This is a genomic window from Micromonospora globbae, assembly GCF_003610785.1.
Taxonomy (GTDB): domain Bacteria; phylum Actinomycetota; class Actinomycetes; order Mycobacteriales; family Micromonosporaceae; genus Micromonospora; species Micromonospora globbae.
Genome location: NZ_RAQQ01000008.1, coordinates 155729 through 168596, shown reverse-complemented (window position 1 = coordinate 168596; position 12868 = coordinate 155729). Strand labels below are relative to the sequence as shown.

The following is a 12868-nucleotide window of genomic DNA, read 5'->3' as shown; positions in this document are numbered from 1 at the left end:
CCGGCCGGGTGGCGTTGCCTAGGCTCGTGATCCATGGACGGACTCTTCGAGGTCGTCGTGTTCCTGGCGATCGCGACGGTCGGTGCGGCGCTGGCCCGCAAGCTCGGGCTGCTGGCACCGATCGTGCTGGTGGTGGCGGGGCTCGTGCTCTCCTTCGTACCCGGCTTCCCGCACGTCCGGCTCGACCCGGACCTGGTGCTCGTGGGGATCCTGCCGCCGCTGCTCTACGTGGCCGCCCTGGAGACCTCGGTGCCGGCGTTCCGGCACAACCTGCGCCCGATCCTGTGGCTGGCCATCGGCCTGGTGATCTTCACGGCGGTGGCCGTCGGGTTCGTCCTGCACGCGCTGCTGCCGGCGGTGCCCTACGCCATCTGCCTCGCCCTCGGCGCGGTGCTCGCCCCGCCGGACGCCGTGGCGGCGACGGCGGTGGCGCGGCGGATCGGCCTACCCCGACGGGTGGTCACGATCCTGGAGGGGGAGAGCCTGCTCAACGACGCCACCGCCCTGGTGCTGTTCCGGGTGGCCGCGCTGGCGGCCGTCGGCTCGGCGGTCGGCCCGGGTGAGGTGAGCATCGAGGTGCTCCGGTCCGCCGGGGGCGGGGTGCTGGTCGGCGCCCTCGGGGCGGTGGTCTTCGGGTTCGTGCACCGGCGGATCACCGACCCGCTGCTGGACAACGCGCTCTCGTTGATCATCCCGTTCGCGGTGGTCTTCGTGGCCGAGGAGATCCACGCGTCGGGCGTGGTCGCCGTGGTGGTCACCGGGCTCGCGCTGGGCCACCGGCTGCCGGTGCTGATGTCGGCGGCGTCCCGGCTCCAGGTCGGCGCCGTGTGGCGGCTGGTGCGGTTCCTGCTGGAGGGCCTGGTCTTCCTGCTCGTCGGGTTGCAGCTCCCGGACGTGCTCCAGGACCTCGACGAGCCGATGGGGCGGCTCGTCGGTGTCACGGCCGCGGTGATCGGCACCCTGTTCCTGGCCCGCTTCGCCTGGCTGTTCCCCCTCACCTACCTGACCCGGCTGGTGCCGGGCGTCCGGCGCCGCGGCGGGGAGCGGAAGCCGGTGAAGTACCCGCTGGTGATCGGCTGGGCGGGGATGCGGGGCGTGGTGACGCTCGCCGGCGCGCTGGCCCTGCCGTTCACCGTGTCCGGCGGCGAGGAGTATCCCCGGGCGCTGTTCATCTGGCTGGCCTTCGCGGTTATCGTGGTCACCCTCGTCGGCCAGGGCGCCACCCTGCCGGCCGTGGCCCGGTGGCTCAAACTGCCGCCGGACGACCCCGTGCAGGACGCCCTCTCCGCCGCCGGCGTGCAGCAGCAGGCCAGCCGCGCGGCGCGGGACCGGTTGAACGAGCTGGCGGACAGCGCGCCGGGGCCGGTGGTGGAGCGGCTGCGCCGGGTCGTGGAGGAGCGCACCAACCTGGCGTGGGAGCAGCTCGGCGGCACCGAGCGGGAGACGCCGTCGCAGGCGTACGGGCGGTTGCGGCAGGAGATGATCGACGCGGAGCGTGAGGTGTTCCGCCTGGCCCGGGACAGCGGCCGGATCCCGGAGGAGGTGCTGGTGCGGGCCTATCGTGACCTGGACCTGGAGGAATCGTTGCTGCGACGGGAGAGCGAGCGGTGAGCTGCGTACACCTGACCGAGGCGGGCACGGCCGAGCCGCGGGCCACCGACGAGTGCCCGGCCTGCGTGGCGATCGGCAACGCCGACTGGGTGCACCTGCGCGCCTGCCTCACCTGCGGGTACGTGGGCTGCTGCGACTCGTCCCCGTACCGGCACGCGAGCGCACACTTCGAGGAGAGCGGGCACCCGGTGATGCGCTCGATCCAGCCGGGGGAGTCCTGGCGGTGGTGCTACGTGGACGAGGAGATCGGCTGAGCCGTACCGCCGTCAGGGCAGCCGCCGGGCGAGGACCTGGCCGGGCCAGGGCTCCCGTCCGGGCCGCCGCACCGTGAACGTGTCGGTGCGGGTGAAGCCCTGCCGCTCGTACCAGCGCACCAGGGCGCCGTCGGCGCCGGCGTAGCAGTCCACCCGCAGCAGGCCCAGGCCCCGCTCGCGGGCCAGCTCCGCGGCGTGCGCCAGCAGCCGGCCCCCGATGGCCCGTCCGGCGTACGCCCGGTCGGTGACCAGCAGGTTGACGTACAGCTCGGGTTCGGTGGCCGCCGGCACGTACTCGGTGGCGGCGCCCACGACCAGGGCGCCGACCGGCTGGTCACCGAGCATCGCGAGCCAGAGCCCGCCGCCGGTGGCCCACTCCTGTGCCTGGGCGATGCGGCGCGGATCGGCCGAGGCCGGCTCGGTGCCCCACTGGCCGCTGCGGCCACGGGCGACGAGCCAGGCGGTCGCGCCGTCGAGCAGGCGCAGGATCGTGGGCGCGTCCGCGGGCTCGCCGGGCCGGACGGTCAGGGTGTCGGTCACGCCGACATCGTGCTACACCGGCGTCCGGCGATGAAGGGCCGCGAGCGGGCGTTCCCGTCGGGCGGGTGGTGCCCGCCCCGGCGCGACCGTGCGGCCGCGCCGGGGCGGGAACGGTCAGGCCGACGTGCAGGGGACGCCGTTGAGCGTGACCAGGCCGGGTGGCGGATTGGCGCCGCCGCCGGTGGTCGCGGTGAACCCGAACGTCACCGTCGCGCCCGGGTTGATCCGGGCGTTGTGCGGTTCGTTGCGCGCGGTCACCGTGGCGCCGGACTGGCTCACCCTCGCGAGCCACGCCCGGTCCACCGCCTGGTCGCCGGTGAACGCGAACCGCGCCGTCCAACCGTCGACCGGGGCCGTGCCGGTGTTGCGGATGGTCACCTGGCTGGTGAAGCCGCCCGGCCAGCTGCCGTGGAGGGTGTACGTCGCGGCGCAGGTCGGCGCCGCCACCGGGTCGGCCGCGCCCTGGTCGGCGAGGAAGGAGGCGACCCAGGCCAGGGCCGAGTTCCAGTTGATCGCCACCTCGTTGGTCGAGTACGAGTTGATGTCGTCGACGTAGCAGAACATGGGTGCGCACCCGGCGAGCAGTTGCGCGGCGAACGGGTCCTGGAGGGCGGCGTTCGGCCCGCCGGCGAGGGAACCCGCGGGCGGGTGCGGCAGGCTCGGGTCGAGCTGGTGGGCGAAGATGCGGCTGTGCTGGTTCCGGGCGGCGTGCTCGCCCCAGCCGGTCACGTACGAGATGTTCAGCGCGTTGCGGCCGAAGAGGTAGTCCACGGCCTGCACGGCGCCGTCGCGGTAGCGGGCGTCGCCGGTCAGGTCGAACGCCGTGGCCAGCACGACGGTGTTGTTGAGGACGTTGCTGTTGCCGCCCCAGAAGTAGCTGCCGGCGTCGCCGGGCATCGGCAGCCCGTACGCCTGCCGCCGCAGCTCGGCGAGGTAACCGTCGGCGGCGTCGGTGACCGAGGCCCGGACGCGGGCCAGCTCGGCGGCGGGCAGCGCGTTCGGCACGGTGGCGAGGTCGAGCCGGCCCAGCGCGGCGACGCCCTGCCAGCCGAAGCCCCGCGGCTCGAACACGTCCTGGGTGTGGTGCGGCGACGCGGTCAGGTCGGCGAGGTACGCCGGCGCGCCGGTGGTGAGCCACAGCTCGACGGCCGCCCAGTAGAACTCGTCGGTCACCCGCGTGTCGTCGTACGCGCCGCCGCCGGTGCTGTCGGCCGGGCTCGCGTACCGGTCGGGGTGGGCCTTCGCGGCCGCGTACGCCGTGGTCGCCGCCGTCCGGCAGCGGCCCGCGAACGCGGCGTCGTACGGCGCGTAGAGCCGGGCGCACTGGGCCGCCACGGCGGCGAGGTTCAGGGTGGCGGCCGTGGACGGCGGGTGCAGCTCGCGCGGTTGCGGGTCGTCGTGCGGGGCGAGCGGCAGGCCCGTCCAGTTCCGGTCGTGGATCTTGTGGTGTGCCATGCCGGCGAGCGGCTGGCCGGCCGGCACCTGCATGCGCAGCAGGAACTCCAGCTCCCAGCGGGCCTCATCGAGGATGTCGGGCACCCCGTTGCCGTGCTCGGGCACCCGCAGGGTGCCGTCGCCGAGCGCGGCGCCGCCGCCCGCCGTGGCGGCCGTCTTGGTCCGCTCGAACGCGCTCAGCAGCTGGTAGGTGGCGATGCCGCCGTTGACCACGTACTTGCCGTGGTCGCCCGCGTCGTACCAGCCGCCGCGCACGTCGAGGCGGTAGTCGCACACCCCGGGCTGGCAGGGCACGTCCGTGTCGCCCTGGTTGGGGGCCACCCCGAGGTGGCCGGCCGGGCGGGCGTACGCCTCGCCGAGCAGCGCGCCGTCGATGGCGATGCCGCTGCGCTGGGCGTAGAAGAACTGGAGCGAGTCGGCGCGCAGCCGCTCGTAGAGGCCGCCGGAGATGTCGAACGGGTGGCTCGCCTCCCCGTCGATCTCCAGCCGCAGCCCGGTGCCCGGGGTGCGGTACGCGGAGAAGTCGGCCGTCTGCACGTTCTGCCCGGAGGCGGGGTCCACGCCGCGCGGGGTGGTGGTGCCCTCGGCCAGCACGTCGCCGTCGGCGGAGCGCAGCCGCCAGGGCAGGGGCTCGGTCGCCTCGGTCACGACCGTGGCGTTCTTCGGTCCACCCGGAAGGTAGCCGACCTGGTTGACGCGGACGCGCGGGCCGGTGTCCGGCTCGTACGGCTCGGGCGGCTCGCCACCGCGCAGCGAGACGTTGTCGAGGCAGACGGTCTGTTCGTCGGCGCTCCCGCCGACCTGGAAGATCAACTGCGCGGACGGGTTGCCGTCCGTGGCGGTGAAGGTCCGCTCGACCCGCTGGGCGGTGCCGCCGGCGGTGACGGTGACGCTCGCGTACCCGGTGTACGGCGGGGCGCCCAGCTGCAGCACGGCCGTGACCGGGGTGCCGGGGGTGGCCGACACGTCGAAGCCGAGGGTGTACTCGGCGCCGGCGACGAGCGGGACGCCGTCCTGGCCGATGCCGGCGTCCCAGGGGTTGGCGAGGCCACCGGGCACGGTGGCGCAGAGGCGGCCGTCGGTCACGCCGAGCGGGCCGGTGCCGTAGGAGAACCACGGCGCCACGCCGGCGCTGAAGTCGCCGTTGTCGATCTGCTCGGGCGCGTCGGGCGGTGGCTCGGCGTGTGCGGGGGCGGCGCCGACGGTGGCGAGGGCGAGGGCGGCCGCCGCGGCGAGCAGCGCGCGGCGGCGTCGGGGTGGCGTCACGGGGTGTCCTTCCGGGACGGTGGCGGGTGCGGTGCGTGCTCCGGGAGCGCTCCCATAGCTGCTGGTCGATGCTTACAGGGCCGCCGGGCGCTGTCAACCACCGGGGTCGCCGACCCGGTCCGCCCCGGGGTCCGGCGCGTCCGCGGCGCTGCGGACAGTGAGATTCGCCGCGCCACGCGCCGTCGCCGTGGATCTCCTAGAGACAACAGCGGCCTCCGCCTGGCAGGCTGCCTCCCATGACCCTGAAGCTGCGTTCCGTGGGGACGAGCGACCGTGGGCTGATCCGCAGCGGAAACCAGGACGCCATGCACGCCGGCACCTGGCTGATCGCCGTGGCCGACGGCATGGGCGGCATGGCGGCCGGCGACCTCGCCAGCTCGATCGCCATCGGCGCGATGGCGCCGCTGGACGTGGAGACACCGGAGGACGCTCTCGTCGCCGCCCTGCAGAGCGGCATCGAGCAGGCCACCGCGCGGATCCGCCAGGCGGTCAGCGAGGATCCGGAGCGGCAGGGCATGGGCACCACCCTCACCGCCCTGCTCTTCGCCCGGACGGGCAGCTGCCTCGCGCTGGCCCACGTCGGCGACTCCCGCGCCTACCTCTTCCGCGAGGGTGTGCTCAAGCAGATCACCCGGGACGACACCTTCGTGCAGATGCTGGTCGACCAGGGGGTCATCACCCCGGACCAGGCGAGCAGCCACCCGCGGCGGGCCGTCGTCACCCAGGCCCTGCAGGGCGACGAGGTCTCCCCGGCGTACGCGACGATGGTGCCCTGGGCCGGCGACCGGTGGCTGCTGTGCAGCGACGGTCTCTCCAACGTGGTGCGCGCGGACACCCTCGCGGAGGTGCTGGCGGGCTACCCGGACCGCGCCGAGTGCGCGCAGAAGCTCATCGACCTGGCGTTGCGGGCGGGCGGCCCGGACAACGTGACGGTCATCGTGGCGGACGTCGTCGAGGAGTAGGGAGGGCGTACCCGCGCCCGGCGACACGGTGCGGCCGGTCAGCGCCGGCGCGGGCTGGCGTGCCGGGTGGGGGTCGCCGTCGTCGGGTCCTCCGGCCACGGGTGCCGGGGATACCGGCCCCGCAGCTCCGCCCGTACCTGCGGATAGCCCACCCGCCAGAACGAGGCGAGGTCGGCGGTGACCGCGACGGGGCGGCCGGCCGGGGAGAGCAGGTGCAGCAGCACCGGCACCCGGCCGCCGGCGATCCGGGGCGCGTCCCGCCAACCGAAGGTCTCCTGGAGCTTCACCGGCAGCACCGGCTTCGCCGGGTCGGCGTAGTCGACGCGGATCCGGGAGCCGCTGGGGACCGTGAGGCGCTCCGGCGCCACCTCGTCCAACCGGGCGGCCTGCGCCCACGGCAGCAGCCGGCGCAGCGCGGCGGCCACGTCCACCCGCGCCAGGTCGGCCCGGCGTCGGGCGGTGGCCAGCTCCGGACCGAGCCAGACCGGCGCGGCGGCGAGCAGCGCCTCGTCGCCGACGTCCGGCCACTCGTCGCCGAGCGCGTGCCGGCAGAACGCGAGCCGTTCGCGCAGCGCGCGGGCGGCCGGGGTCCACTCCAGAAGCCCCAGGCCGGTGCTCCGCAGGCCGGCGATCAGGGCCGCGGCGACCTCGGCGGGACCGGGATCGGTCAACGGCCGTTCGCGCAGTTCGAGCGCGCCGAGCCGGACCACCTCCCGGGCCACCACGTCGGCGCCGGACCAGCCGACCTCCCGTTCGGTGCGCAGCAGCGCCGTAGCCGCCTCCCGCGCGGTGGCCTCGTCGAGCGCGGCGGCGAGCCGGATCCGCGCGGCCGGCGCTCCCGGGGCGCGGTCCGCCACGGCCACCGCGAGCCACTCGGCGCCGGCGAGCGGTGACCCGGGCGCCAGCTCCGCGGCCGTGCCGCCGGTCATGAGGTACGACGACCCGCCCGGTCGCCGGACCCGGGCCAGCCGCTCGGGGTGAGCGAGCCCGACGAGCAGCCCCGCGGCGAGGTCGTCGGAGAGGGGCACCCCGGCGCGCGTACCGTCGGCGGCGTCGGACGGCAGGAGGGCGCGCAGGCGGCGCACCTCGGCGCGCCAGCGGGCCGTGGCCGCCGGGTCGGCGCCGGCGCGCAACCGGCGCCAGGCGATCGCGAGGTCGTCGACCCCGCCGGCGGCGGTGTCCTCGGCGAGCAGGGCGACCACCTCGGCGGCCCGGTCCGCGCCGACCCGGCCGGCGCCGTCGAGCAGCGCCCGGGCCAGCCGTGGATGGGCGCCCACGGCGGCGATCGCCCGCCCGCGTGCGGTGACCCGACCCTCGGCGTCGACGGCGTCGAGGGTGGCGAGCGTGTCGCGGGCGACCTGCATGGCGGCCGGCGGTGGCGGGTCGGGCAACGCCAGACCGGCGGCGTCCGGCCGTCCCCAGGCGGCGACGTCCAGGGCGAAGCCGGTGAGGTCCGCCGTGGCGATCTCCGGTTCCGGCTGGGCGGGCAGGTGCTCGTGGACGGCTTCGGACCAGCAGCGGTAGACGAAGCCCGGCGCCTCCCGCCCCGCCCGGCCCGCCCGTTGGGTGGCGGCCGCCCGGGACACCGGGACCGTGACCAGCGCACCGAGACCGCGGGCGCGGTCCAGCCGGGCCACCCGGCTCAGCCCGGCGTCGACCACCACCCGGACCCCGGGCACCGTGAGGCTGCTCTCGGCCACCGCCGTGGCCAGCACCACCCGTCGCCGGTCGCCGGGGCGCAGCGCGGCGTCCTGCTCGGCGGCGCGCTGCCGGCCGTGCAGCGGCAGCAGCGCCACGGAGTCCCCGAGGTCGGCCAGCCGGCGGGCCACCGCGGCGATCTCCCCGGCTCCGGGCAGGAAGACCAGCACGTCGCCGTCCCGCTCGCGCAGCGCACGCCGGACGGTGGCCGCCACGTGGTCGAGCAGCGCCCGGTCCACGGGGCCGGCCCCGGGAGCCGGTGCCGGCCGGGGCGGGGGCGCCCAGATCCGGGTCACGGGGTGCAGCACCGACTCGGCCCGGACCACGGGCGCCGAGGTGTCGGCGCCGCCCAGCAGCGCCGCGAACCGGTCGGCCTCCGGTGTGGCCGACATGGCCAGCAGCCACAGGTCGGGCCGGAGCGCGGCGCGTGCCTCGACGGCGAACGCGAGCGCGAGGTCGGCGTCGAGGTGGCGTTCGTGGCACTCGTCGAGCAGCACGGCGCCGGTGCCGGGCAGGTCCGGGTCGCGCAGCAGCCGACGCACCAACACGCCGGTCGTGACCACCTCGACGCGGGTCCGTGGGCCGCGCCGCCGGTCACCGCGTACCGCGTACCCGATCCGGTCGCCGACGCGCTCGCCGAGCAGCTCCGCCATCCGCCGGGCCGCGGCCCGCGCGGCGACCCGCCGCGGCTGGGCGATCACCACCCGCCCCTCGACCTGGTCGGCGACGGCCAACGGGGCGAGCGTGGTCTTGCCGGTGCCCGGCGGGGCCACCAGGACGCCGGTGCCGGCGGTGCGCAGCGCCGCGACGACGGCCGGCAACGTGGCGCGTACGGGCAGGTCGAGGCGGACGTCCGAGAGCACGGCCCAGTCTCGCACCGGCGTCCCCGGGCCGGCCCACCCCGCCGCCCCGACTGTCACGCGTGCGTGACGTGGGCAGGGCGCGGACATGCCGATGGCCGGGTCTCGTGGACCCGGCCATCGGCGTCACCCCCTGGTAGGTGCCTTCGCGCCCCCGGCGTCAGTAGGTGCCGTCGAGCTGCCCGCGCAGCTTCGTCAGCGCCCGGGCCAGCAGCCGGGAGACGTGCATCTGCGAGACGCCGATCTGCTCGGCGATCTGGGACTGCGTCAGGTTGCCGTAGAACCGCAGGGTGAGGATCTTCTGCTCGCGCTCGTCGAGGGTGGCCAACGCCGGGCCGAGGGCGACCCGCAGCTCGGCGAGCTCGAACTCGCCGTCCTCGCCGCCGAGCATGTCGCCCAGCTCGGTGGCCCGGTCGCCGTCGCCGGTGGGGGTGGAGAGCGAAACCGCGTTGTAGGCGCGGGCGCCTTCCAGGCCCTCCAGGACCTCCTCCTCGGTGATCTTGAGGTGGGCGGCGATGTCGGCGACCGTCGGCGAGCGGCCGAGGGTCTGCAGCAGCGAGCTGTTGGCGTCGGAGATCGCCAGGCGCAGTTCCTGGAGGCGGCGCGGCACCCGGATGTCCCAGGTGCGGTCGCGGAAGTGCCGCTTCAGCTCGCCGATGATGGTGGGGATGGCGTAGCCGGCGAAGTCGACGCCGCGCGACGGGTCGAACTTGTCGATGGCCTTGATGAGGCCGACGGCGGCGGTCTGCGCCAGGTCGTCGGTGGGCTCGCCCCGGCCGCTGTAGCGGTGGGCGAGGTGGTTGGCGAGCGGCAGCCAGGCCTCGATCGCCTTGTCGCGCAGCGCGGGTCGCGACGGATGGTTGGCCGGCAGCGCGGCCATCGCGTTGAGCAGATCGGTGGCGCTGTCGGCGAGGGCCCGCGGGTCGAGCTTCCCCGCGGTGTCGGGCGTGGTGCTCGTCGTCTGTTCGCTGATCGCTGGCGCGGTCATGGGTGGTCCTCCCTGCACCTCGTCCGCGGATATAGACGTGACGCTTTGGCTAGCTTCCAATGGGCCGTTCGGAAGTCACCCTAACCCGATCGTCCGGAGAAAATCTAGCCGAACGGACGATGTACTTATGTGATTTAACCGCCGTTAACGGTCGCAAATCGACCATCCCCGGCGCGGTTGTGAGGGCCGTTACGGTCGGTTCTTCCGGTCCCGCCGGGTCACCCGGACATCCCCCGGCCGCCGACCGGACGGCCGCCGCGCTCCACCGAGCGGCCGATGCGAACCCGACAGACAAGCCGTACCTGTCACCAATCCGTCCTTGTCCCGTACATGGGACCAGCCGTAGCGTCGGTGACGTGGTCGTCGGAGATGGAGGCGCCGTGGTCGACCTCGCCGCTCCCCAGCTCGTCCTGAACAGTCGCGCGCTGTACATCGGCTGGCTGCCGGCGGACCCGGCGTCGGTCGCCGCGATGCTGCCGGCCGGGCTGCGCCCCCACCCGGACCGGACGGTGGTCCTCCACCAGCGCGTCGTCGACGACGAGACCCAGACCTCGGGCCTCGGCGCGCACGACCTCACCCACCTCGCCGTGGCGCTGGACGGGGCCGCCACCCCGGGCGGGGCGGGCGCCTGGTGGACCCACCACGTCACCTCCAACGAACGGATGCTCGCGCAGTCCCGCGCCTGCGGCGCCCCCGCGTACCCCGGCCGGACCAGCGTCGAGGTGCGCGGCGGCGTGCTCGTGGCCGAGACCGAGCTGGACGGCGTGCCGGTCGTCCGGGTCCGGTGCCACGTGGGGGAGACCGGGCACGCCGTCCGCAGCGGCCACCACCGCTACCTCAGCCGGTGCCACGGCGACCTGGTCAGCTGCGTCTACGCGTACGTGGCGGAGCCGGTGACGCCGTTCGAGATCGAGTCGGTGGAGTTCCTGGAACCCGACCACCCGGTGTACGCGCTGCGCCCGGCCAACCCGCTCACCATCGTCTGCGGCTACTACGCGCCCCGCGCCTCCTTCGCCTCACCGGGCGGCCTCACCGTGCACCCCCAGGAGACGGGACGCCAGGGCGCCCGGGTCGCACTCGCCACCGCCTCCCGGCGCGCCGGCCGGCTCGTGGAGCCCGTCCGCCGGTAGGAGCCTGACGTCTGTGCCTGCCGGCCCACCGTGCCGGCAGGTACCCGGCGCATGCCGGTCGGGTCCGCTGGGCCCGCGCCGGCGGGCACACCCGGGTAGGAGCGCGTCGCGCTTTCCGGTAATCACCGGCCGGACCAGGTTTCCGCCCGTCCAGACGGGTAACCGTGTGACCGGGCCGGCGCGTTCGGCCGCGGTGCCAGACCCCGGCACCGGGTCTCTCCGAAGCCGGCTCCGTCCCCACGGCAGGACCCCCGCCGTGGGGTGAGTGCCGGCCGTCATCCGGTGACACGGCCGGCCCGTATCCGCCGCGCGACACCCGGGAGGACCAGACCATGCCCCGCGAGACGACCAATCCACTGACCCAGCATCACGAGACGGCGGTGGAGGGTGAACGGGGTGCGCTGGTGGCGGTGTTGGTCATGGTGATCCTCGGGGTCGCCGGGATCTTCGCCGTCTCCTGAGCCGCACCACCGACCCGCGCCGCGCGGGTGGCAGGCGTGCGCGCCCACCACCCGCACGACGGGACTCAGGGCCGGGTGCCCTCGCCGCCCGTGTGCGGCAGCCGCTCGGCCGGGACGACTCCCAGCCGGCCGGCCTGGTAGTCCTCGAACGCCTGGATCAGCTCGTCCCGGGTGTTCATGACGAACGGACCGTAGTGCGCGACCGGCTCGCGGATCGGCTGCCCTCCCATGAGGTAGAGGTCCAGCGCCGGGGTGTGCGAATCCTGGCTGGCGTCCGCCGTGAAGCGCAGCGCGTCGCCCGGACCGTGCACCGCGAGCTGCCCGAGGTGCAGCGGCCGCCGGTCGGTGCCGACCGTGCCGCGACCGCTCAGGACGTACGCGAGGGCGTTGAACTCCGGCTGCCAGGGGATGTCGACCTGCGCTCCGGGTTGGACGGTGACGTGCGCGATGGTGATCGGGGTGTGGGTGGAACCCGGACCCCGGTGGCCGGCGACGGAGCCGGCGATCACGCGGATCAGCGCCCCGCCGTCCGGGGTGGTGAGCAGCGCCGCCTCCCGACCCCGGATGTCCTGGTAGCGGGGCGGGTTCATCTTCGCCGCCCGCGGCAGGTTGACCCACAGCTGCAGGCCGTGGAACAGCCCGCCGCTGACCACCAGGTGCTCCGGCGGGGCCTCGATGTGCAGCAGGCCGCTGCCGGCCGTCATCCACTGCGTGTCGCCGTCGGTGATGGTGCCGCCGCCACCGGTCGAGTCCTGGTGGTCGATGATCCCGTCGATCATGTACGTGACGGTCTCGAAGCCCCGGTGGGGGTGCCAGGAGGTGCCCTTCGGCTCGCCCGGCGCGTAGTCGACCTCGCCCATCTGGTCGAGGTGGATGAACGGGTCCAGCTGGCTCAGCGGCACCCCGGCGAAGGCGCGACGCACCGGGAAGCCCTCGCCCTCGTAGCCGCTGGGCGCGGTGGTGACCCGGCGCACCGGCCGGAAGGTGGTGGACTCGGGAAGCCGCGGCAGGCGCGGCAGGACGAGCACGTCGTCGACGGTGATGGCGGGCATCGGGAGGCTCCTAACGTGAGGCGTTGGCGGTGGAGGCGTCCCGTGCCGCCCGCAGGCGGCGGCCGAGGCGCTCGAAGACCCGGGTGAGGCAGGCGACCTCGTCGTCGTCGAGGTCGTCCATGAGGTGCGCGCGCACCGACGCGAGGTGGTGCGGCGCGGCCTCGCGCAGGGCCAGCAGCCCGGCGGCGGTGAGCACGGCCTCGCTGCCGCGCCGGTCCTCCGGGCATGCCTGCCGGGTGACCAGACCTCGGCGCTGCATCGAGGAGATCTGGTACGTCAGCCGGCTGGGGGAGAAGACCAGGCGGTTGGCCAGCTCACCCATGCGTAGCCGCTGCCCCGGCACCTCGGACAGCAGGACGAGCACGTGGTAGTCGGCGAAGCTCAGCCCGCTGGCGTCGCGCAGTTCCTCCTCCAGCTGCGTGAGCAGCAGCTGGCTGGATTCGACGTACGCGCGCCAGGCGGCGAGGCGAGCGGTGTCCAGACCCTCGGTCACGCCCGCAACGGTAGCACTCTTTCAAAATTCAACAACCCCGCCGATCCGTGTGTGGTCCGCCTCGTCAAGCCGTGCAGCCGAGAGGTGGTGCAGGTTTG

11 protein-coding genes are annotated in these 12868 nt (G+C 75.0%); 5 read left to right on the top strand and 6 right to left on the bottom strand.

Annotated features, from left to right (window positions below; genetic code table 11):
* The first annotated feature begins 33 nt into the window (after nucleotides 1-33).
* A complete protein-coding gene (locus D7I43_RS13380; protein ID WP_120328801.1) occupies nucleotides 34-1611 on the top strand; it encodes a Na+/H+ antiporter in 1578 nt (525 codons plus the stop codon).
* Complete coding sequence (locus D7I43_RS13375; protein ID WP_120328800.1) at nucleotides 1608-1865, top strand: UBP-type zinc finger domain-containing protein; 258 nt, start codon at nucleotides 1608-1610, stop codon at nucleotides 1863-1865. Before D7I43_RS13380 ends, D7I43_RS13375 begins: the two co-directional genes overlap by 4 nt.
* Before the next feature lie 12 nt (nucleotides 1866-1877).
* Here D7I43_RS13375 and D7I43_RS13370 read toward each other — a convergent pair whose 3' ends face one another.
* Together D7I43_RS13370 and D7I43_RS13365 are read right to left on the bottom strand one after the other, a co-directional pair.
* Nucleotides 1878-2405, bottom strand: a complete 528-nt coding sequence (locus tag D7I43_RS13370; protein ID WP_120328799.1) for a GNAT family N-acetyltransferase — start codon at nucleotides 2403-2405, stop codon at nucleotides 1878-1880.
* Nucleotides 2406-2519: 114 nt separating this feature from the next.
* Nucleotides 2520-5126: a glycoside hydrolase family 9 protein gene (locus tag D7I43_RS13365; RefSeq protein WP_120328798.1), complete on the bottom strand. Its 2607-nt coding sequence runs from the start codon at nucleotides 5124-5126 to the stop codon at nucleotides 2520-2522.
* Between the two features lie 236 nt (nucleotides 5127-5362).
* Here D7I43_RS13365 and D7I43_RS13360 point away from each other — a divergent pair, with 236 nt between their 5' ends.
* Nucleotides 5363-6088, top strand: coding sequence for a PP2C family protein-serine/threonine phosphatase (locus D7I43_RS13360; protein WP_120328797.1), 726 nt, complete (start codon nucleotides 5363-5365; stop codon nucleotides 6086-6088).
* Between the two features lie 38 nt (nucleotides 6089-6126).
* On the opposite strand, the gene hrpB is transcribed toward D7I43_RS13360, so the two are convergent.
* Entirely contained in the window at nucleotides 6127-8649 is a 2523-nt protein-coding gene (gene hrpB / locus D7I43_RS13355; RefSeq protein ID WP_120328899.1) for an ATP-dependent helicase HrpB, read from the bottom strand.
* Between the two features lie 157 nt (nucleotides 8650-8806).
* A complete protein-coding gene (locus tag D7I43_RS13350) occupies nucleotides 8807-9634 on the bottom strand; it encodes a SigB/SigF/SigG family RNA polymerase sigma factor (protein WP_120328796.1) in 828 nt (275 codons plus the stop codon).
* Nucleotides 9635-9990: 356 nt separating this feature from the next.
* On the opposite strand from D7I43_RS13350, the gene D7I43_RS13345 reads away from it, so the two are divergent.
* The gene (locus D7I43_RS13345; protein WP_192902141.1) at nucleotides 9991-10764 is read left to right on the top strand and encodes a hypothetical protein; all 774 of its coding nucleotides are present in this window, start codon (nucleotides 9991-9993) and stop codon (nucleotides 10762-10764) included.
* A gap of 332 nt (nucleotides 10765-11096) precedes the next feature.
* Nucleotides 11097-11225, top strand: a complete 129-nt coding sequence (locus D7I43_RS34085; RefSeq protein WP_275670836.1) for a hypothetical protein — start codon at nucleotides 11097-11099, stop codon at nucleotides 11223-11225.
* Between the two features lie 65 nt (nucleotides 11226-11290).
* Here the strand turns inward: D7I43_RS34085 and D7I43_RS13340 are convergent, their stop codons facing one another.
* Both D7I43_RS13340 and D7I43_RS13335 read right to left on the bottom strand, forming a co-directional pair.
* On the bottom strand, nucleotides 11291-12277 hold the full coding sequence (locus tag D7I43_RS13340; RefSeq protein ID WP_120328795.1) for a pirin family protein: 987 nt from the start codon (nucleotides 12275-12277) through the stop codon (nucleotides 11291-11293).
* 10 nt (nucleotides 12278-12287) lie between these two features.
* Complete coding sequence (locus D7I43_RS13335; protein WP_120328794.1) at nucleotides 12288-12770, bottom strand: MarR family winged helix-turn-helix transcriptional regulator; 483 nt, start codon at nucleotides 12768-12770, stop codon at nucleotides 12288-12290.
* Nucleotides 12771-12868 lie beyond the last annotated feature (98 nt).